The sequence below is a fragment of the Citrobacter sp. ANG330 genome (assembly GCF_047467925.1).
GTDB lineage: Bacteria > Pseudomonadota > Gammaproteobacteria > Enterobacterales > Enterobacteriaceae > Citrobacter_A > Citrobacter_A amalonaticus_G.
Genome location: NZ_JASJUI010000003.1, coordinates 230,653 through 251,686, shown reverse-complemented (window position 1 = coordinate 251,686; position 21,034 = coordinate 230,653). Strand labels below are relative to the sequence as shown.

15 protein-coding genes are annotated in these 21,034 nt (G+C 55.2%); 4 read left to right on the top strand and 11 right to left on the bottom strand.

All coding sequences use genetic code 11. The features are described 5' to 3' along the window. Positions 1–2 precede the first annotated feature (2 nt). From recJ to lysS, 3 genes are all read left to right on the top strand, one after another. Positions 3–1,736 (top strand): single-stranded-DNA-specific exonuclease RecJ, encoded by a 1,734-nt coding sequence (gene recJ, locus QNN88_RS09480; protein ID WP_414239997.1) that lies wholly within the window; start codon positions 3–5, stop codon positions 1,734–1,736. A gap of 91 nt (positions 1,737–1,827) precedes the next feature. Next, positions 1,828–2,926, top strand: a protein-coding gene (gene prfB / locus QNN88_RS09475) for a peptide chain release factor 2 (RefSeq protein ID WP_099433741.1) whose coding sequence is annotated in 2 segments (ribosomal slippage) — positions 1,828–1,902 and positions 1,904–2,926 — 1,098 coding nt in all. Because the reading frame shifts where the segments join, the coding sequence is not laid out codon by codon here. Between the two features lie 9 nt (positions 2,927–2,935). Beyond that, a complete protein-coding gene (gene lysS, locus QNN88_RS09470; protein ID WP_414239996.1) occupies positions 2,936–4,453 on the top strand; it encodes a lysine--tRNA ligase in 1,518 nt (505 codons plus the stop codon). Between the two features lie 54 nt (positions 4,454–4,507). Here lysS and idi read toward each other — a convergent pair whose 3' ends face one another. The 11 genes from idi to mocA form a co-directional block, all read right to left on the bottom strand. Continuing rightward, entirely contained in the window at positions 4,508–5,056 is a 549-nt protein-coding gene (gene idi, locus QNN88_RS09465; protein WP_414239995.1) for an isopentenyl-diphosphate Delta-isomerase, read from the bottom strand. Between the two features lie 133 nt (positions 5,057–5,189). Continuing rightward, positions 5,190–5,315 (bottom strand): hypothetical protein, encoded by a 126-nt coding sequence (locus QNN88_RS09460; RefSeq protein ID WP_414239994.1) that lies wholly within the window; start codon positions 5,313–5,315, stop codon positions 5,190–5,192. 1 nt (position 5,316) lies between these two features. After that, complete coding sequence (locus QNN88_RS09455; protein ID WP_414239993.1) at positions 5,317–6,765, bottom strand: nucleobase:cation symporter-2 family protein; 1,449 nt, start codon at positions 6,763–6,765, stop codon at positions 5,317–5,319. A 61-nt stretch (positions 6,766–6,826) separates the two neighbouring features. Next, positions 6,827–8,194: a guanine/hypoxanthine transporter GhxQ gene (gene ghxQ / locus QNN88_RS09450; protein WP_414239992.1), complete on the bottom strand. Its 1,368-nt coding sequence runs from the start codon at positions 8,192–8,194 to the stop codon at positions 6,827–6,829. Positions 8,195–8,226: 32 nt separating this feature from the next. Next, entirely contained in the window at positions 8,227–9,543 is a 1,317-nt protein-coding gene (gene guaD / locus QNN88_RS09445) for a guanine deaminase (protein ID WP_414239991.1), read from the bottom strand. 17 nt (positions 9,544–9,560) lie between these two features. Continuing rightward, positions 9,561–10,961 (bottom strand): nucleobase:cation symporter-2 family protein, encoded by a 1,401-nt coding sequence (locus QNN88_RS09440; protein ID WP_285923447.1) that lies wholly within the window; start codon positions 10,959–10,961, stop codon positions 9,561–9,563. A gap of 162 nt (positions 10,962–11,123) precedes the next feature. Further along, positions 11,124–13,994 (bottom strand): molybdopterin-dependent oxidoreductase Mo/Fe-S-binding subunit, encoded by a 2,871-nt coding sequence (locus QNN88_RS09435; protein WP_414239990.1) that lies wholly within the window; start codon positions 13,992–13,994, stop codon positions 11,124–11,126. Beyond that, entirely contained in the window at positions 13,991–14,770 is a 780-nt protein-coding gene (gene ygfM, locus QNN88_RS09430; protein WP_414240229.1) for a molybdopterin-dependent oxidoreductase FAD-binding subunit, read from the bottom strand. The genes QNN88_RS09435 and ygfM overlap by 4 nt, the downstream gene beginning before the upstream one ends. A 45-nt stretch (positions 14,771–14,815) precedes the next feature. Continuing rightward, entirely contained in the window at positions 14,816–16,144 is a 1,329-nt protein-coding gene (gene ssnA, locus QNN88_RS09425) for a putative aminohydrolase SsnA (RefSeq protein WP_414239989.1), read from the bottom strand. A gap of 2 nt (positions 16,145–16,146) precedes the next feature. After that, the gene (ygfK, locus tag QNN88_RS09420; protein ID WP_414239988.1) at positions 16,147–19,251 is read right to left on the bottom strand and encodes a putative selenate reductase subunit YgfK; all 3,105 of its coding nucleotides are present in this window, start codon (positions 19,249–19,251) and stop codon (positions 16,147–16,149) included. A gap of 377 nt (positions 19,252–19,628) precedes the next feature. Further along, positions 19,629–20,201 (bottom strand): molybdenum cofactor cytidylyltransferase, encoded by a 573-nt coding sequence (gene mocA, locus QNN88_RS09415; protein ID WP_414239987.1) that lies wholly within the window; start codon positions 20,199–20,201, stop codon positions 19,629–19,631. Between the two features lie 48 nt (positions 20,202–20,249). Between mocA and yqeC the strand changes: the two genes are divergently transcribed. Then, a complete protein-coding gene (yqeC, locus tag QNN88_RS09410; RefSeq protein ID WP_414239986.1) occupies positions 20,250–21,017 on the top strand; it encodes a selenium cofactor biosynthesis protein YqeC in 768 nt (255 codons plus the stop codon). The last annotated feature ends 17 nt before the right edge of the window (positions 21,018–21,034 follow it).

Here is a 21,034-nt window from a genome sequence, read left to right as displayed (position 1 = left end):
GCGTGAAACAACAGATACAACTTCGTCGGCGGGAAGTCGATGAGTCGGCAGACTTGCCCGCTGACCTTTCGCCGCTGTTGCGCCGTTTGTATGCCAGCCGTGGTGTGCGTAGCGCCCAGGATCTCGAGCGCAGCGTCAAAGGCATGCTGCCCTGGCAGCAGCTGAGCGGCGTCGAAAAAGCCGTCGAAATCCTCTATAACGCCTTTCGCGAGGGGACGCGCATCATCGTGGTCGGCGACTTTGATGCGGACGGCGCAACCAGTACCGCCCTGAGCGTGCTGGGTATGCGTGCCCTGGGCTGCGATAACATCAGCTACCTCGTGCCCAACCGCTTTGAGGATGGTTACGGCTTAAGTCCGGAAGTGGTCGATCAGGCCCATGCGCGTGGCGCGCAACTGATTATCACCGTTGATAACGGTATCTCCTCGCATGCCGGTGTGGATCACGCCAGGGCGTTGGGGATCCCGGTGGTGGTGACCGATCACCACCTGCCAGGGGAGACGCTGCCAGCCGCCGAGGCCATCATCAACCCGAATCTGCCTGACTGTGATTTCCCGTCGAAATCGCTGGCCGGTGTCGGCGTGGCGTTTTATCTGATGCTTGCCCTGCGTACCTTCCTGCGTGATAAGGGCTGGTTTGAAGAACGTGGCATTGCGCCGCCGAACCTGGCAGATCTGCTTGATCTGGTAGCGCTGGGCACCGTCGCGGACGTGGTACCGCTCGATACTAATAACCGCATTTTGACCTGGCAGGGCCTAAGCCGCATCCGGGCAGGCAAGTGCCGTCCGGGGATCAAGGCGCTGCTGGAGATTGCCAATCGCGATCCGCTCAAGCTGGCCGCCAGTGACTTAGGCTTTGCGCTTGGCCCGCGTCTTAACGCAGCCGGAAGGCTGGATGATATGTCCGTGGGCGTAGCGCTGCTGCTGTGCGACAACATCGGCGAAGCGCGGGTACTGGCAAACGAGCTGGATGCGCTGAACCAGACGCGTAAAGAGATTGAGCAGGGAATGCAGGCCGAAGCGCTGACCCTGTGCGAAAAGCTTGAACGCAGCGGCGATACGTTGCCCGGTGGTCTGGCAATGTATCATCCACAGTGGCATCAGGGGGTGGTCGGAATTCTCGCCTCGCGCATTAAAGAGCGTTTTCACCGTCCGGTGATCGCTTTTGCACCGGCAGGCGACGGCACGCTGAAAGGTTCCGGGCGTTCCATTCAGGGGCTGCACATGCGTGATGCGCTGGAGCGGCTGGATACGCTGCATCCTGGGCTGATAATTAAATTCGGCGGCCATGCGATGGCAGCAGGGCTGTCGCTGGAAGAGGCGAAATTCGAGCTGTTTCAGCAGCGCTTTGGCGAGCTGGTCACTGAATGGCTGGATCCCTCGCTGTTACAGGGGGAGGTCGTCTCTGACGGTCCGCTAAGCGCGGCGGAGATGACGATGGAGGTCGCGCAACTGCTACGTGATGCCGGTCCGTGGGGGCAGATGTTCCCGGAACCGCTGTTTGACGGGCGTTTTCGTCTCCTTCAGCAGCGCCTGGTCGGCGAGCGGCACTTGAAAGTGATGGTAGAACCTGTCGGCGGCGGTCCGCTGTTAGACGGCATCGCTTTTAACGTTGACACCACCTGCTGGCCGGATAACGGCGTGCGCGAAGTTGAACTGGCCTACAAACTGGATATTAACGAGTTTCGCGGTAACCGTTCACTTCAGCTAATCATCGACAATATCTGGCCAATTTAGCGTCAGTAATCGCTATAAAAAAGGGCGTGGATTGGGTACAATCCCGCTCTTATCACCGCATTTTGACAAGCCTAATAAAAGAAATCAGACCATGTTTGAAATTAATCCGGTAAAAAACCGCATTCAGGACCTCACGGAGCGCTCCGACGTTCTTAGGGGGTATCTTTGACTACGATGCCAAGAAAGAGCGTCTGGAAGAAGTAAACGCCGAGCTGGAACAGCCGGACGTCTGGAACGAACCCGAACGCGCACAGGCGCTGGGTAAAGAGCGTTCCTCGCTTGAAGCGATTGTCGATACCCTCGACCAAATGTCTCAGGGTCTGGAAGATGTTTCTGGCCTGCTGGATCTGGCTGTCGAAGCCGATGACGAAGAAACCTTTAACGAAGCCGTTGCGGAACTCGATACGCTTGACGAAAAACTGGCGCAACTGGAGTTTCGTCGTATGTTCTCCGGCGAATATGACAGCGCCGATTGCTACCTCGATATCCAGGCCGGTTCCGGCGGTACGGAAGCGCAGGACTGGGCAAGCATGCTGGAGCGTATGTATCTGCGCTGGGCAGAAGCACGCGGCTTCAAGACCGAAATTATTGAAGAGTCAGAAGGGGAAGTGGCCGGGATCAAGTCCGTGACCATTAAGATTTCTGGCGAATATGCCTATGGCTGGCTGCGTACGGAAACCGGCGTGCATCGTCTGGTACGTAAGAGCCCGTTCGACTCCGGCGGTCGTCGCCATACCTCGTTTAGCTCCGCGTTCGTTTATCCGGAAGTGGATGACGATATTGATATCGAAATCAACCCGGCGGACCTGCGTATCGACGTGTATCGCGCATCCGGTGCGGGCGGTCAGCACGTTAACCGTACTGAATCTGCGGTGCGTATTACCCACATCCCGACCGGGATTGTGACGCAGTGCCAGAATGACCGTTCCCAGCACAAGAACAAAGACCAGGCCATGAAGCAGATGAAAGCGAAGCTTTATGAACTGGAAATGCAGAAGAAAAACGCTGAGAAGCAGGCGATGGAAGACACTAAATCCGACATCGGCTGGGGAAGCCAGATTCGTTCTTACGTCCTTGATGACTCCCGCATTAAAGACTTGCGTACCGGGGTAGAAACCCGCAACACGCAGGCGGTGCTGGATGGCAGCCTGGATCAATTTATCGAAGCAAGTTTGAAAGCAGGGTTATGAGGAACCAACATGTCTGAACAACACGCACAGGGCACTGACGCGGTAGCCGATCTTAACAACGAACTGAAAACGCGCCGTGAGAAGCTGGCTGGCTTGCGCGAGCAGGGTATCGCTTTCCCGAACGATTTCCGTCGCGATCATACCTCAGACCAACTGCACGCTGACTTCGATGCGAAAGAGAATGAAGAGCTGGAAGCGCTGAACATCGAAGTGTCCGTTGCCGGCCGCATGATGACTCGTCGTATCATGGGGAAAGCCTCCTTTGTGACGTTGCAGGACGTTGGCGGCCGTATCCAGCTGTACGTTGCCCGTGACGATTTGCCGGAAGGCGTTTACAACGAGCAATTCAAAAAATGGGACCTCGGCGACATCCTCGGTGCGAAAGGAAAACTGTTCAAGACCAAAACCGGTGAACTGTCTATCCACTGCACCGAATTGCGTCTGCTGACCAAAGCGCTGCGTCCGCTGCCGGATAAATTCCACGGTTTGCAGGATCAGGAAGCGCGCTATCGTCAGCGCTACCTGGATCTCATTTCTAACGATGAATCCCGCAACACCTTTAAAGTGCGCTCGCAGATCCTGGCTGGTATCCGTCAGTTCATGGTCGGTCGCGGCTTTATGGAAGTTGAAACCCCGATGATGCAGGTGATCCCGGGCGGCGCGTCTGCGCGTCCGTTCATCACCCATCACAATGCGCTGGATCTGGACATGTATCTGCGTATTGCACCGGAACTGTACCTGAAACGTCTGGTGGTTGGCGGCTTCGAGCGCGTGTTCGAGATCAACCGTAACTTCCGTAACGAAGGGATCTCCGTGCGTCATAACCCAGAGTTCACCATGATGGAACTCTACATGGCTTATGCGGATTACAAAGATCTGATCGAACTGACCGAGTCTCTGTTCCGTACGCTGGCGCAGGATGTGCTGGGTAAAACCGAAGTGCCTTACGGCGATGAAGTGTTCGACTTCGGCAAGCCGTTTGAAAAACTGACTATGCGCGAGGCGATCAAGAAATACCGTCCGGAAACCGAAATGGCCGACCTGGATAACTTCGACTCTGCCAAAGCGATTGCTGAATCCATCGGTATCAAGGTTGAGAAGAGCTGGGGCCTGGGCCGTATCGTGACTGAAATCTTCGAAGAAGTGGCCGAAGCGCATCTGATCCAGCCGACCTTCATCACTGAATACCCGGCAGAAGTGTCTCCGCTGGCGCGTCGTAATGACGTGAACCCGGAAATCACCGATCGCTTTGAATTCTTCATTGGCGGTCGTGAGATCGGTAACGGTTTCAGCGAGCTGAACGATGCGGAAGATCAGGCGCAACGCTTCCAGGATCAGGTTGACGCGAAAGCGGCGGGCGATGACGAAGCGATGTTCTTCGACGAAGACTATGTTACTGCGCTGGAGCACGGTCTGCCGCCGACGGCAGGTCTGGGCATTGGTATCGACCGTATGGTGATGCTGTTTACCAACAGCCACACTATCCGTGACGTGATCCTGTTCCCGGCGATGCGTCCGGTGAAATAAGCTTCACGGCGACTGCTAATAAAAAACCCGGCATGTCATGACATGCCGGGTTTTTTATTTCTGACGGCTAAAGTTAAGGAGTGACGCTCGCGCCGTATCGTTTGACGCCTGCATCACCATCCACGGACTGAAAGCCCACGGCGTCGCGTCAATTGTGCGTAAAACCGCCTCCAGATCGCTCCACTGATAATCCATCACTTCATCGCGATTGACCTGCAGTTCACTGGTCACCCGTGCAGCATAGACCGGGCAAACCTCATTCTCGACGATCCCACTGGGATCGGTTGCCCGGTAGCGGAATGTCGGGTAGACGGGAGTCAGGCTGGCAATTTCCACACCCAGCTCATAACGGCAGCGGCGGATAATGGCCTCTTCGTGGCTCTCACCTCGTTGAGGGTGGCCGCAAACCGAGTTTGTCCAGACGCCCGGCCACGCTTTTTTCACCAGTGAACGGCGAGTCACCAAAAACTGTCCTTCTGCATTGAACAGCCAGGAGGAAAAGGCGAGATGCAGTGGCGTGTTGACGGTATGGGCGGTGTATTTTTCCAGCGTGCCGGAAGGGGTGTCCTGTGCATCCAGCAAAATGACGTGTTCCTGTCGCATAATGTCTCACTGTAAATCTTAAGCACACACCAGTATATGAGATCTCACGACATAATGATTAGCTCAGGGAGCGTTTAACGCAGGAATGTGACATCCGCATCTTGCGGTACGGATGTCGTGAGCGGGGGCGATTTTAGAAAAACAGCAGCATAAACTGGAAGCGACTTTCGATACCCAGCGCAATGCCGTCAGAAATGGCGGGTATCGACATCAGCATAAGCAACAGAAGGGCAATCAGGCAGCGCCAAAAGAGGTTCATGCTATTCATCCTGCTGATTTTTTTTCAGCTTGCGCATCAGCAACCACATTCGCACCGTTCTGACCTTCAGGTTTTTATCCGAGACGGATTCCTGCACCAGCCCGGTATGATGGTGGTAGCCATTGAAAAACAGATTCAGTACGACTGCGCTGAAGGTGGCCAGCATAATGCCGCTGTGCAGGAGCGGCTGGAGAACGGCAGGCAGGCGAGAGAAAAAATCATGCGATAACGTCGGTGTCATGCCGACGCCCAGGCTGATGGCCACAATGTAGAGGTTGTAACGGTTCGTGGTGTAATTGCAGCGCGAGAGAATGCGGATCCCGGTAGCCAGTACCATGCCAAACATCACCAGACCCGCGCCGCCGAGGACAAACTGCGGAATGGAGGCGACCAGAACCGCCATTTTCGGCACCATGCCAAACAAAATTAAGATGACGCCAGAGGCGATGCAGACCCAGCGACTGTGCACGCGCGTGACGCTGACCAGGCCAACGTTTTGGGAAAACGAGGTATGGGGAAAGCTGTTGAACAGTCCGCCAACCATTGTCCCGACGCCATCCACGCGCAGGCCGCGAATGATATCCTGCGATGAGAGTTTGCGACCGACGATTTCGCCGAGCGCCAGGAACATGCCCATCGATTCAATAAACACAATGATTAACACCGCCGTCATGGTCAGAATCGACACCGGATCAAAAACGGGCGTGCCGAAGGCCATCGGTGTGACAATCGCGAACCACGAGGCATCGTGCAGGCCTGACAAATTCACCTCATTCATCATCCATGAGAGCGCAAAGCCAAAGATGATCCCCAGCAGCACCGCGACGTTGGACATGAAGCCTTTAGCAAATCGGGTGATTAATAGAATAAAGATTAAGACCGCAAATGAAATCCCTAAATAGACCGGATTCCCATACTCAGGATTGCCTTTCCCGCCTGCGGCCCAGTCAACGCCCACCTGAATGATGCTCAGTCCAATCGAGGTGATCACCACGCCCGTTACCAGCGGCGGAAATAGGGGCATCAGGCGACCGACAAGCGGTGCCAGGAGTGTGGTGATCACCCCTGCAGCGATGGTCGAGCCAAAAATCCCGAGCAGACCGATATCGGGATTGATGCCGATCGCAATCATCGGCGTCACCGCGGCAAACGTCACCGACATAATCACGGGCAGGCGAATCCCCATAAAGCGGCCGATGCCAATACATTGCAGCAGGGTAACGATCCCACAGCAGAAAAGATCAGAGCTGATTAACAGCGCAATGGCTTCTTTACTGAGGCCAAGCCTGTCGCCAATCATCAGGGGGACAGCGACTGCGCCCGCGTACATAACCAGCACATGCTGTAAGCCAAGTACAACCAGTTTTCCGGGTGATAACAGGCGGTCAACCTCATCGGTGGCATGGCCTTGCCCCGACGGCGTAGGAAGTTGGGAATCTATGGCGCTCATGCGTTTTCTCCTGAAGGGCGAGCCCGATAGAGCAACTCCGCGCACTTGCGCGGAGCCTCGCTTAAATAGCCCATCCGCCGGCGTAAAACGCCACCAGCGCGACGGTAATGATGACGGTACCGACATTCAGCTTCTGCCATTCCCGGGCAAAAACGCGACCGACAACCAGCGTCACGAAACCGAGCATAATGCCGGTGACAATGTTACATGTCAGGACGATAAAGACCGCGCAGACCAGGCCGGCCATCGCATCGATAAAGTCATTGAAATCCAGTTTTGAGACGTTACTGAGCATCAGCAAACCGACATACATAAGGGCGGGCGCCGTCGCATAGCCTGGGATCAGGTAAGAGAGAGGCGATAAGAACAGGATAAGCAGGAACAAACAGCCAACCACGGTGGCGGTCAGCCCCGTTTTCCCTCCGGCGGCGGTACCCGCAGCGGATTCAATATAGACGGCAGCCGGTGCCGCACCCACCAGTCCGGAAAAGACAGAACTAATGGAGTCGCTGGTCAGCGCTTTACCGCCGTTGATGATCTGATTGTCCTTATCCAGCAGATTCGCCTGTCCGGCGACGGCGCGGATGGTCCCGGTGGCATCAAATACCGCCGTCATCACCAGCGCCAGTACGCTGGGCAGCACCGCAGGCTGTAGGGCACCCATAATATCAAGGCTGAAAATCAGAGACTTACCATCTTCACCGCTCAGGCTGGGCATGGCGACCAGGCCGTGATATTTGACGGCAGGGTCAAATATCAAACCGATAATCGAGATGGCGATAATCACCAGCAGGATCCCGCCTGGAACGCGGCATTTCTCCAGCCCGAAGATGACCGCCAGTCCCAGCAGACTCATCAGAACCGGAAAAGAGGTAAATGCACCGAGTGCAACCGGAAGCCCTTCCAGCGGGTTTTTAATCACCATGCCGACGCCGTTCGCCGCGATCAGCAACAGGAACAACCCGATGCCAATCCCAGTACCATGCGCGATGCCCATGGGTAAGTTTCGCAGGATCCAGGTCCGGACGCCGGTGACCGAGATAGCGGTAAAAATGACCCCCATCAGGAAAACCGCGCCGAGGGCGACAGGAATCGAAATCTGCTGTCCCAGCACCAGGCTGAATGCGGTAAAGGCGGTCAGCGAAATGGCGCAGCCGATCGCCATCGGCAGGTTGGCCCACAGTCCCATCAACAGTGAGCCGAAGCCTGCGACAAGACAGGTAGCGACAAAGACGGCGGCGGGCGGGAACCCCGCTTTTCCCAGCATTCCGGGCACGACAATGACCGAATAGACCATCGCCAGAAAGGTGGTCAGCCCGGCCAGTATCTCCTGGCGCACGGTACTGCCACGCGCCGTAATCTTGAAGTAGTTATCCAGCGCGCCGCGTGGTTTCGACGCGCCGGGGGTTTGCAGAATATCTCCAGACATAATGATGTCCTCAGCAGGATGTTAGCGTTCTGTCAGGTCCGTTCGTACACCAGACGCCCGTCGACGTAAGTGCGGTATATTGAGCGATCGTCGCCCAGCGTCATCATCACGAATAATTTGTCGACCAGGGATGTTGAGTTGTCATAGCGCAGTTGCTGCAGCGGCGTCGCCGTCGGTTCCAGCACCACAAAGTCCGCCTCTTTGCCCGGCATAAAGTTGCCAATCAGATTGTCGAGGCCGAGCGCCTTCGCGCCGCCGAGCGTCGCCAGGTAAAATGCTTCGTAGGCCGAGAGTCGGTAACCCTGCAGTTGCACCACTTTGTAGGCTTCGTTCAGCGTTTGCAGCATGTTGAAGGTGGTGCCGGCGCCGATATCGGTCCCCATACCAACGTTGATTTTCTTGCGCCAGGCTTTTTGCAGGTTGAACAAACCGCTGCCGAGGTAGAGGTTAGAGGTCGGACAAAAGGCGATGCTGGAGCGAGTTTCACTCAGGCGATCCCACTCTTTCTCTTCCAGATGGACGCAGTGGGCGAAGACGCAATTTTTGCCGGTCAGTCCGTACTGGTGGTACACATCCAGATAGCCGTCATGTTCAGGATAGAGTTCCTTAACCCAGGCGATTTCGTCTTTGTTTTCACAAAGATGGGTATGTACCCAGGTATCGGGATATTCTTCCCGTAGACGCTGCGCCATCGCCATCTGCTGCGGAGAGGAGGTCGGGGCAAAGCGCGGCGTGATGGCGTACAGCAGACGGCCATTATTATGCCAGCGCTCAATCAACGCCTTACTTTGCAGATAGCTGCTCTCGGCGTCGTCCAGAAGGTAATCCGGCGCGTTACGGTCCATCATCACTTTGCCGGCGATCATGCGCATATTGATATGGCTGGCGGCTTCAAAGAGCGCATCCACGGACTGCGGATGCACCGTGCCGAAAACCAGCGCGCTGGTGGTGCCATTACGCAGCAGTTGCTTGATGAAAAAAGCTGACATCTCGCGCGCGTATTCCAGATCCTCATAGCGTCTTTCAGTCGGGAAGGTGTGCTTATTCAGCCATTCCAGCAACTGCTCGCCATAGGCACCGACCATTTCGCTCTGCGGGTAGTGGATATGCGTATCAACGAATCCCGGCACGACCAGTTTTCCGCGATAGTCACGGACACGGATGGCGTCAGGGATCCGGTGTTTTCCCGCTTCCCACTCACCAAACCATTCGACTTTTCCCTGGCGAATCAACAGCAATCCGTCTTCCAAAAATCGCAGCGCTGAGGCGATCTCTTCCGGGTTTTCGACAGTGCGGGTGACATCAATAAAGCTGCCGCGCACCGCTTTCAACGTGTGTTCTCCAGACATCGTAAACTCCTTTACCGTTAATCCGTTTCCTCCGGGGAGACGATGCCCGGCAGTACTTCTTCAGGCCGGTAGCCTCCTGGGAGAATGATATTCAGTAGAATGGCGGTCAGACCGCCCGCGCAGATGGGGTTTTCCACCAACACATAAATTGAGGCCGGCAGGATTTTGAATATTTCCGGGTCATAGGAGACGCCCAGACCCAGCCCCAACGAGGTGGCGACAATCAGCGTTTCACGGCGCTTAAGCCCGTTGGTGATGATGATGCGGATCCCGGCGATTGCGATCATCGAGAACATTAGCGTCATCGCGCCCCCCAGCACCGCCGAAGGAATGGTGGTAAAGAAACCGCCAATCATTGGAAACAGTCCAAGCAGCACCAGCATGACGGCGATGGTGCGGCCGATATAGCGAGAGGCGACGCCGGTCATCTGGATAACGCCGTTGTTTTGCGCAAAGGTCGTCAATGGCAGTGAACCCACCGCAGAAGCAATGACGGAGACCAGCCCATCGGCCAGCACGCCGCCCTTCAGGCGTGACTGGTATTCATCCCCCTGAATGGGGCGTCTGGACACCATCGCGGTCGCGGTAATATCGCCGACGGCTTCCAGCACGCTAAGCAGATAAATGGTCCCAACCACCAGAAAGTGATGAAAGTTGAACTGGAAACCGTACTTAAAGGGGGTCGGGATGGTGACCCACGGCAGATTGCGCATACTGCTGAAATCCACCATGCCCAGGCACAGAGAGACGATATAACCCACGCACAGCCCGATGGCGATGCCGCCCATTCTCAGTAATGGACTGCGACAGCAGTTAAAACCGATCACCACGATCAGCACCAGCAATCCGACGCCGATATTCTCGTAATTGCCGTAGGTGCCGCTGCTTTTTGCCGCAAAGCCGCCGCCAAAATCGATGATCCCGACTTTAATCAGACTAAGACCAATCATCAGCACCACAATGCCGCTGACGGTCGGCGTGATGACTCTGCGCAGGTAAGGCAGAATGAAAGACGATCCCACCACCAGAAATGCCCCGACAAATGAAACGCCGAGCAGCGATGACATGATCAACTCTTCGTGGAATCCATCGTTTTTCATCCCGCTACCCAGTGCAATCATCACCGTGACAAACGAAAAGTTGACCGACTGAATCGAGAGTAAGCCGGAACCGACCATGCCATAGCGATTGACCTGCAGCCAGGTGCCGATGCCAGAGGCAATCATCGCCATTGAGACCAGATAGGCGGTGGTTTCCGCTGACAGCTGTAGCGCAGTGCCGACAATTAATGCGGGCGTGACCATGGGGACAAAGATAGCCAGCAGGTGGGTGATCGCGCCGATAATAGACTGATGAAAGGGAGGGCGATCCTCCAGTTCGTAAATCAGATCTGAGCCTGCACGTGATATATCAGACATCCCTTCACTCCTTAATAAGTAAATTTGATCATCTGAATCAGCAGAATTAAATTCTGCGAATTTGAGGCGCAGGTTGCCCTGAGAACGGCTTATCTCATTTCCGCAGACGGCATTTAATCGTTATTGAGTCATGAATGCGGGCCGCCTGAGCAGCCCACGTCGTTACACTTTTTCCAGCGCGGTCAGTATTTTCTCCGGTGTGAAATGCCATTCGCGTAACCATACGCCACAGGCATCATGAATGGCGGTAGCAATGGCCGGTGCCGCGCCGTTAACGCCAATTTCAGAGATCGATTTGGCGCCAAAGGGACCAACCTTATCGTCGCTTGGCACCAGCACGGCACGAAAATCCCGGGGGATGTCGCCAATTTTGGGCGCGCCGTAACTGCGCAGATCGCGGGTCAGCGGATGGCCTTCGGCATCATAGAGGATCTCTTCGCTCAGACTATGGCCGATGGCCCGCATTGACGCACCGTAGATTTGCCCGAGTGCGAGTTCCGGGTTGACCGGTGTGCCGCAGTCCAGCAGCGCGTAGAACTTATCGAGACGGATTTCACCGGTTCGGGTATTGACTGCGACTTCGGCGAAGTTCGCGCCATACGGGAAAGCGAAGTCTGCGGTGATATAACTGGCCGTGGCGACCAGCGTGCCAAAACCGGTTCCCGTCTCCGCTTTATGCGCAATTTCACCGTAACTCACTTCGCCCTGTTTGCCGCGTACAACGCCAGGCGCTGCCAGTTGAACATCAGCAACGGGTTCTCCCAGCATCTGCGCACCGTGAAAGAGGATTTTCTCGCGCAGGTTTTCTGCTGCCTTACGCGCCGCGTTCCCCGAGAAGCAGGTGCCGGATGAGGCGTAAGCGCCTTTGTCGAAAAGCGCATGATCCGTATCACCGGAGATGACATGCACCTCCTCTGGCGCACAGTGCAGTACTTCTGCCGTCAGTTTAGTGACAACCGTATCCAGCCCGGTGCCGATGTCTGCGCCGCCGGAGTGGACGATGAAGGTGCCATCGGATTCCAGTTTGATCATACAGTTGGCCTGATCGATGTCCGGGATCCCTGATTTCTGCATAATAATGGCGACCCCACGACCGGTACGCCAGTCACCGTCCTGTGGTTTGGGTGAAGACCAGTCGATCATCTCTCGTCCCTGGCGCAGGATCGCTTCCAGCGCGCAGCTGGCAGCGGAAGGAACGGAGGTTGGCGCTTTCCCTTCGCCGATCGCGCCGAGTATTTTGAGTTCCTGTCCTTCGTGAACCCGGTTGCGTTCGATGATCTCCAGTTGGTCAATTTGCAGCTGTTCGGCAAGTTCGGCTAACGCCATCGTCATCGCAAAAGTGCCTTTTGGCGCGCCATAGCCCTGATACGCTCCCGTGGGGCAGATGTTGCTGTAGTATGTGGTGACCTGGAAATCGACGTTGTCGCATGGGTACAGCGGTAACGAGAGCGCCGGGCCGTTGCTCGGCACGGTTAACGAATGGTTGCCGTAAGGGCCAGTATTGGCGCGGAAGTCCATTTTGACCGCCGTCAGGCGACCATCTTTTTTCGCGCCAAGTTTGACCGTGACTTTCGCAACGTGACGCGAAGTGTTGGCAATAAACTCCTCTTCACGGGTATAGCGGAAATAGACCGGGCGTCCGGTCACGCAGGTCGCCCATGCGCAGACTTCTTCCAGCAGGATGTCCTGCTTAGAACCAAAGCCACCGCCGACGCGCTCCTTAATGACGTGGACTTTGTGCTGCTTCATGCCGACGAGACGGGCGACCTGGCGGCGAAGGTGCCACGGCACCTGGGTTGAGGCGTGAATGATCAGCCGATCGCCGTCCATGCGGGTAAAACAGATGTGAGGCTCTGCCGGACACTGCTGCGCCTGTGTGGAGTGATAAGTGCGCTCGATGATCACATCCGCTTCGGCAAAACCTTTCTCCATATCGCCGATATGACCATGAATGCTGGCGGCGATATTTTTCCGCGGGCGTGAACCAATCGGGAAGTTGATGACCATGTGTTCGCCACGTTGGGCGGCATGACGGTTATCTTCTTCCAGCGTCTGCGGTGCGCCTGCGACGTATACTACCGGTTCATCGTGTACAACCGGCGCATCGTCCGCCATCGCTTCGTCAATCGACAATACCGGCTTAAGCACATCATATTTCACATCGATAAGTTTGAGCGCGGCCAGCGCAATCTCTTCGCTCTCTGCCACCACAGCGGCAACACGATCGCCGACATGGCGCATTTTTTTGCCGAACATACGGCGGTCAAGCGGGGAGGGTTCCGGCGCGCTCTGCCCACCGGGCGTATAGTAGATGTCGGGACAGTTACGGTGGGTGATCACGTGAATCACGCCGGGCAAGGCTTCGGCTTTGCTGACGTCGAGATGAGTGATCAACGCATGGGCGTGCGGACTGCGCAGCATTTTAATGACGCAGGCGTCAGGGGTGATACGGTCTTCCACATAGCAGGGTTTGGCCTGGACCATTTTGGCCGCATCGGTTTTTGGCCAGGGTTTACCAATCACCGCGAGATCGTCGCGGAAAGTGGGAGCGACAGTCATACGGGCTTGTGGATCGTTTTTACGCGCCACCGCCAGTTCGACCACCTGATAATATTGCTGCCAGCCCGCATCACGACTGAACAGACCGGACAACGCATCGTCAATCTCTTCACGGTCAGGAATCGCGATGCGTTCCAGCAGATCGGTGATGATCAATGCGGCGGCCGGATCGTTATAACCGGACTGCACGACGCCGACATCCACCATCGCCTGTTGTACCAGGCTCAACGCATTCCATTTACCGAGTGATTCGCTGGTGCGGATCTCCGCGTGATCTAACTGCGCGGCAATCAGTAATGAGGCATTAACGATGCGACCGTTATAGAGAATCGCGTCCGAACCGGCGAAACCGAATCCGTCGTCACTGTTGCGCACGGAGTGCATGCCCAGGTTAAACAGCAGCTTTTGTACGTTTTCGCCCGGGTTAATCTTCATTTCACGGACCATGCCGTTCAATGTGAAGTGAATCATCATACAACGTCCTCCCCGGCCATCAGACAGTCGGCATACAGATCGGCGACAACCACGCCGGTAATGTAGCGCTTATAGGCCGCGCTGCCCCGAATATCATCCTGTGGGAATATGGCGTTTGCGACCGCCTGTTCCAGTTGTGTACCTTCTCGCGATTGTGTTTCCACATCATGCAGGCGCAGTGCTTTGTCCGCCACGCCGTCCAGCGCGATGCAAATGCCACCGTTTTCTGTTAACGCGACCGCCGCCGTCACGACGGTTAATCCGGCCTGTGAACGGCTCACTTTGCGCGTGGCGCAAGGGCGGAAGGGATCTTTAATGATAATTTCGGTGAGCAGGCGATCGCGGGGATCGGCGAGATAGTTTTCCAGCGACAGGGTTTCACCATCACCACACACCAGTTGGGCATCCAGCGCCAGCAGGACGGGGAGTAACACGGACTCTTGCTGCTGTGCGGCAATCTCGCCGCCGAGAGTCGACTGGTTGCGAAGATGGCGGGAGTAGATAAAGCCTATTGCCTCACGCAGTGCCGCCGGAAGATAGCGGGCGTCATGCAACGGTTGCAGGCGGGTCATCGCCCCAATACGCAATGCGCCATTGTCCCAGTCGATCCACTCCAGTTCCAGATCCTGCAGTGAAATGGCAATCTGCTTGTGAGTACGCGTTGGCGTCGCGTTGAGTTTGCTGCCCCCGGCAAACCAGACGGCGTCGTCCTGATAACGGCGCTTGAGTTCCAGCGCCTGGTCAACGGAGTCGGGCCTGAAAAATTGTTCAATCATCATCATTCCTCATCACTCCCTCTCCCGTTCAGGAGAGGGTATGGGCTATGCCAGCGCATCCATTCGCCGCCACATGTTGGCGGCGGCTTTTCGGGCCTGCGCATAAATGGAATCGGTATCGAAAGTGAACTGACGGTCTTCATACACCATCACGCCATTCACCATCACGCTGTGCACGCTGCCTGAACCGAGACCGAAAGCGATATGCCCGGCAACGTTTTCAGCGATCAGCGGCGTCGGCGACGAATAGTCGAGGAGGGTTAAATCGGCTTTATAACCGGCTTGCAGTTGGCCGAAGTTTTCCCCAAAGTTGCGATGCAATAGTTCGTTGCCGTTCGCCAGCGCTTTCGCAAAGCTGTCAGGCCACAGAGGACCGCCCGCGTCGCGATGTTTGAAGAAGGCAAATTTCATCTCTTCAAACATGTCGGAGCCAATGCCATCCGTCCCCAACGCCAGGTTGCGAATGTGAGTCAGGTGGTGGTTGTAACCCACATGGTTATTCATGTTGGAGCGGGCGTTGTGTACCAGGAAGGCATCTTGCTGATTCAGCAAAGCGATATCTTCCGCAGACAGGTAGAGGCCGTGTGCCACCAGCGTTTTACGATCGATGAGGCCGTATTCCGCCAACCTGACCAGCAGGTCTTTTCCGTACAGATGATGGCTATGTGAGACATCGTAGCTGTCCTCTGCCGCATGAATATGCAGCCCGCGCCCGGTGGCGTTGATGGCCTCACGTAGCATCTCCAGGCCGGCATCGGGTACGGTAAACGGAGCATGCGCGCCAATGTGCGCTTCCACCAGGTACGGCTCGCTACCACTCTCCCGCGCGTGGTCTATCTGACGGGCGAAGCGGATATTCTCTTCGACGCCTGCCTGTAGCTCTTTGATTCCTTCGTTACGGTCGGTGGTTTCAAAGCAGGTCATCGCCCGCAGACCGACTTTTAAAAAGGCTGAACGCAGCGTAGAGAGCGACCCCTGGATGTAGCCAGGTGAAGCATGGTGATCGATAACCGCAGAGCATCCGCTTTTAATCGCTTCCAGTGAGCAAATCAGTCCGCTGTAGTAGAGTGATTCTTCATCCAGAGCACGATCCAGACGCCACCACAGGTTTTTCAACGTTGAGATAAAGTCCGGGCTGGGGGCGATATTGGCCTGGATCCCGCGCGATAAACCAGAGTAAAAATGGTTATGCGCACAGACCAGACCCGGCATCACGATTCGCCCATGCATCTCTTTCCACTGCGCCTGCGGGTAGCGCTGCGTCAGGGCATCGCCCACCTCAACAATGACATCTTTATCGATAGCAATATCCACCCCTTCGCGCACGCTGGCCGGATGAAGTTGTACGGCGGTGACATTTTTCAGAATCAACATGATTACACCTCCACGCGACCTAACAGGTAAGAGTGATGCTGATGGACATAGCTGATGATGCGACACATGTCATCCAGCTCCGGCGGGATGCTGGTGAACTGCCCATCATGGCTGATGTTTAACACCCAGCTTTGGTCATTCAGCCGGACCCTGACCCAATCGTCTTCCACCAGGAAACCCGGGTTGCTGCTGTTGTCGAAATCCTGTGACAGGCTAAAGAGCGTGACTTTGTCTTTATACGGCTTGCCCTGCCATGGGCAGAATTGAGCGCAGTTACCGCATTCGTTGCAGTAAGCATCCAGGTGCAGCGTCTGGAAGCGGTTCTGGAAGCCCGGAACGGGAATCGACACATTGGCGCGGTTCGGACAGACATCCACGCATTTGCTGCAGACATAGTTGCATTCAAGGCAGCGGGCCGCTTCCTGGGCGACAAAGGCGTCGCGGTCGTCTTTATCGACCTTCGCGACCGCGATCTCGCCTTTGCGCTGATAGATTTCAGCGGGGCTGACGTTATTCCAGCGTTTATCGTCATGGTGGGAGCGAATATTTTCCCGCCAGAGGATGGTATCCGTGGCCCGACGCGCAGAGCCGATAGCAGCAACAATGGATGAAGGGCCACGCTGGACGTCGCCAATCATGAACACGTCGGTGAGGCGGGTTTCGCCGTTGTGATTCACCTCTGGCCAGCCTTTGCTGTCCAGCGGAATGCCCATTGCATTCAGTGCTTCGGTATCCTGCTGTTCGCCAATGGCGGTAATCAGACTATCGATGTGCAAAGTCAGCGTTTCGTCGGTTTCTACCGGACGGCGTCGTCCTTTCTCATCCGGCTCCCCGAGCGTCATGACGCGCAGGGTGAGTGTGCCATCCGCATCAAAACGTTCCGGATTGTTGAGGAAACGGAACTTAACCCCATCGTGCAGGGCCTCTTCATACTCTTCCCGCCAGGCGGGCATCTCCTGCAGCGAACGACGGTAGACCACGGTGACGTTTTCCACGCCCGGCACGCGCAGTGCCGCACGGGCACAGTCCATCGCCGTGTTGCCTGCGCCGACGATCGCCACATGCTTACCGAGCGTCAACGCAGTTCCCTGGTTATATTCACGCAGGAAAGGTAGCGATTTCCAGATGTTGGGGTTATCGCCGTCGAGCTTCACGCCGCTGTTTTTATCCGTACCGGTTGCGATCAGTACGTAGTAGAACCCCTGATCTTTCAGGCCCTGTACGGTCAGATCAGGCGCACAGCCATATTCGAATTTCACACCGTGATCGGCGACAAAATCGATATCGTGCTGGATGAGTTCTGCCGGAATACGGAACTGAGGAATGATATTTTTCACCACGCCGCCCGCGTTGGCTTCGCGTTCAAATAGCGTCACTGGATGCCCGGCGCGAGCAAGGAAGTAACCAGCCGCAAGCCCGGCCGGGCCCGCTCCGATGACTGCAACCGGATGACGTGAGCCCGAGCCTGCAGGTTTGTGCCAGCGCTGTTTGTATTCATCCCAACCCTTTTCCAGCGCCACTTTTTTCAGTTCACGGATGTTCAGGGCGCTGTCATAGTCCAGACGGGTACAGTTGTACTGGCACTGGTGATCGCAGATATGACCGGTGATTGCGGGAAGGGCGTTTCGCTGATAGATAAGCTCCAGCGCGTCGGCATAACGCTGCTCGCCCAGCAGACGAATATACTCCGGAATGTCCTGTTTGATGGCGCAAGCCGTAATACACGGGGCGACGTAGCAGTCGGTCAGCGGCAAGCTGTCGGCTACGTCAATGCGTTCTTCAGGTTTCCAGTGTTTTTGGGTGTAGGCCATCGTGACGGCCTCTTCCGCCAGTCGATTCAAACGTTCGACATCGACATGCGCCATTCCCCACGCATCCGAGGACTCCAGCTCGCGCATACAGGCGCTGAGTCGCAGGTAACCGCCTGGCTTTAACAGGTCGGTCGCCATGGTGATCGGACGAATGCCGGTGTCAAAGATATCGCGGATGGTCAACTGGCTGGCGCCGCCGGAATAGGAGATGGGTAATTGGCCGTTAAACGCCCGGGAAAGCACCGCAGCCACGTTAATCGAAAGTGGGAACAGCGCCCTGCCAGACATATACATCTCTTCACCGGGCAGTGCACCTTTGTTATTGACGGTGCCAAGGGTGTTGGTGAGTTTTACGCCAAAACCCAGCGACTTTTCTTTTGCCAGCGCCATTAAGCGCTGCAACATTTCCAGCGCCTGGGTGAGCTTAAGATCGTGCTCAAATGACTCCTCTTTTAAGCCGATATAACCGAAGCCACAGCTGTCCAGAATTTCACGTACGCGTGAGTAGCCCAGCAGCGTCGGATTCAGCTTCACAAAGGTATTCAGCCCTTTTTCTTCCAGCATGTAGCGGCAGATGGCTTCGATTTCGTGCGGTGGGCAACCGTGCATCGTGGAGAGCGTGACGCCCTGCACCAGTTTTGCGGGAATGCGCCCCGGCAGCGCCTGTAGACGTTCCCGATGGTCGTTCAACCCGTGGCGCGCGAGGAATGTCTCATCGTGCAGCCATCGCTGTAGCGTGTCGCGGTACTGCGCAAATTTAGGATGCGCCGAAGCGTCCATCATGTTGTTGATGAACTCCTGCATGGGCGGTTGCCTGATGCCGTCAAGGTTATAGCCGACGCTCATATTAAAAATGAACGACTTACCGGTATCGGTACCTGATGGTTGCAGCAGTTGCTCCAGCAAATGCAGGGCGAACCAGGCTTTAAGATACTCATCCCATGCTTTCAGCAGGGTAAATTCCGTCGACCATTCGGTATTGAAGCACTCATCTTCGGCATCAATACAGGGTTTTTCCAGTTCGAGCCGATCGAGAATTTGCACTGTTTTGAGTTCAATAAACCGGCCTCCGGTCAGCCAGGAGGTGATGATATTTTGTGCGAGCTGGGTGTGCGGGCCGGCGGCGGGGCCGACGGGGGTGGCACAGGTTTCACCGAATACGCTTATCGATTTGCCTTTTTCCGGTGAATAGAACTGCTGCTCAGGAATACCAAAGATCGAGCGCTGCTGTTGATATTCATCAAATAGGCGCGTCAAAAGTTCCTCAAACGGAATCGGACGCATTATATCCCCCATACCCCTCTCCTTAGCTTGACTCGGCTTCCTTCAGGTCGTGGCAAGACAACCGGAAGGTGCGCGTGTTCATAAATGTCATTGGTTGACCGGCACTGATAAAACCGGCGGTTTGGAGAAATAGAGCAACATTCGCACCACTCTGACAAAGCAGAGCCATAAAAATATAATTTTGTGAGGCGCTTCTAATCTTAAGTCCGCTTTGTGAAATATCTCACAAACGCTAAATGAGAATGGAAATCAGCCGGGAGAGGTATTGCGATAAGGTATTTCATCATCGCATTCTGTTTTCTCAAAAATGGCGTTCGCTTATCATTATGATAAGTGAAAAATGAATCAGAGAATATTTGAACGCAATCGTTTAACTCCGTATTTACTATTTATCTGTGTCGATTTTGCGCATTGATAAAATCCTCTGGTGTATCAATGTCCAGAGTGATTCGGGCATCGTTTATTTCAATGATATTATGTTTCCCGCGCAGTAATGCCTGACGCATACTGCTGACATCCGGTTGCGAGATGGCCTGCAACAGGCATTTTTTGGAAAGTAATATAGGATGGCCGGGTTGGCCCTGATAGCAAGGGATAAGTGCGTTATCGTTGCGTAATGCCCAGATTTTACGGAAAATATCGTTATTCAGTTCAGGCATGTCACCGTGCGTGATGAAGCAGTACTCGCTGTGCACGGCGGCCGCGCCAGCTTTAATTGACGTAAATAAGCCCTGAGCATAATCCGGATTGTACGTAATAATAATATTCGGCTGATGTGCATAGCGATTATGTATCTCCGTGGCGCGGTAACCGGAAACCAATATTACTCTGTTACAGAATTGCAGCGCGTTTTTGATACTTGCATCAAGAATTGTCCCCCCGCGCCAGGGTAACATCATTTTCCATTTTACCATTCTGGATGATAACCCAGCAGCAGTAATTATACAGTCGACGACGGGCATGGCGATTCCATAATGTCTATTAGACGTTGTGTCACTTCAGAGAGGCTTATGAGTATATTGGGTGATACTTCTTTATTCTTTGATTTAGGTGCACAGAAACGACCAACGGTTATTTCCATTGTCGGTGCGGGTGGAAAAACCAGTACGCTTTTCTGGCTCGCTCATCTCTTTCAGTTATCCGGTCGACGGGTATTTATCACCACGACGACGCATATGTTTCTGCCTGATCAGTCCTGGCCGACCCTTTTCTGTCGGGATCCCGCCGGGCTGCCGTATCACGTATTAATGCAACCCATCATAACCTGCTTTCGGTCGTGGAAAGCGCCATTGGGAAAAGCGCGTGGTTTCTCACCCGACGTCATCGATGCCTTAGCCAGACGATCAGAATGTGACGTGGTTCTCGTCGAGGCAGACGGCGCCCGTGGAATGCCGCTTAAAGCGCCAGATGAGCACGAACCTTGCATACCTGAAAGCAGTTGCTGCGTGATTGCCGTGATGGGGGGACACCTGCTGGGGAAACGCGTGGGGGCAAAGCTGGTGCATCGCTGGCCGCAGTTCGCCGGGATGACAGGCCTGACGGAAGGGGCTCCCTTATCGCTGAAGGCGCTTATTCGCCTGGTTCAGCATCCACAGGGGGCTTTTAAAAATGCCCCGCCAGCCAGCCGACGCGTCTGGTTTCTCAATCGTGTTTCTCAATCTGAGAATGCCATTGATGAAAGTGAGCTCATCCAGCCGTTATCAGACGGTGATGTGCAGGCTATCTGGCTGGGGAATGCACAGGAGACACCCGCAATCGCGCGCAGATTTGTGAGATAGCGACGCCGGAGACACCG

Excerpts from the sequence above, each read along its gene's own strand:
- lysS (WP_414239996.1), top strand. The coding sequence starts at position 2,936 with ATGTCTGAACAACACGCACAGGGCACTGACGCGGTAGCCGATCTTAAC.
- idi (WP_414239995.1), bottom strand. The coding sequence starts at position 5,056 with ATGCGACAGGAACACGTCATTTTGCTGGATGCACAGGACACCCCTTCC.
- QNN88_RS09460 (WP_414239994.1), bottom strand. The coding sequence starts at position 5,315 with ATGAACCTCTTTTGGCGCTGCCTGATTGCCCTTCTGTTGCTTATGCTG.
- QNN88_RS09455 (WP_414239993.1), bottom strand. The coding sequence starts at position 6,765 with ATGAGCGCCATAGATTCCCAACTTCCTACGCCGTCGGGGCAAGGCCAT.
- ghxQ (WP_414239992.1), bottom strand. The coding sequence starts at position 8,194 with ATGTCTGGAGATATTCTGCAAACCCCCGGCGCGTCGAAACCACGCGGC.
- guaD (WP_414239991.1), bottom strand. The coding sequence starts at position 9,543 with ATGTCTGGAGAACACACGTTGAAAGCGGTGCGCGGCAGCTTTATTGAT.
- QNN88_RS09440 (WP_285923447.1), bottom strand. The coding sequence starts at position 10,961 with ATGTCTGATATATCACGTGCAGGCTCAGATCTGATTTACGAACTGGAG.
- QNN88_RS09435 (WP_414239990.1), bottom strand. The coding sequence starts at position 13,994 with ATGATGATTCACTTCACATTGAACGGCATGGTCCGTGAAATGAAGATT.
- ygfM (WP_414240229.1), bottom strand. The coding sequence starts at position 14,770 with ATGATTGAACAATTTTTCAGGCCCGACTCCGTTGACCAGGCGCTGGAA.
- ssnA (WP_414239989.1), bottom strand. The coding sequence starts at position 16,144 with ATGTTGATTCTGAAAAATGTCACCGCCGTACAACTTCATCCGGCCAGC.
- ygfK (WP_414239988.1), bottom strand. The coding sequence starts at position 19,251 with ATGGGGGATATAATGCGTCCGATTCCGTTTGAGGAACTTTTGACGCGC.
- mocA (WP_414239987.1), bottom strand. The coding sequence starts at position 20,201 with ATGCCCGTCGTCGACTGTATAATTACTGCTGCTGGGTTATCATCCAGA.
- yqeC (WP_414239986.1), top strand. The coding sequence starts at position 20,250 with ATGAGTATATTGGGTGATACTTCTTTATTCTTTGATTTAGGTGCACAG.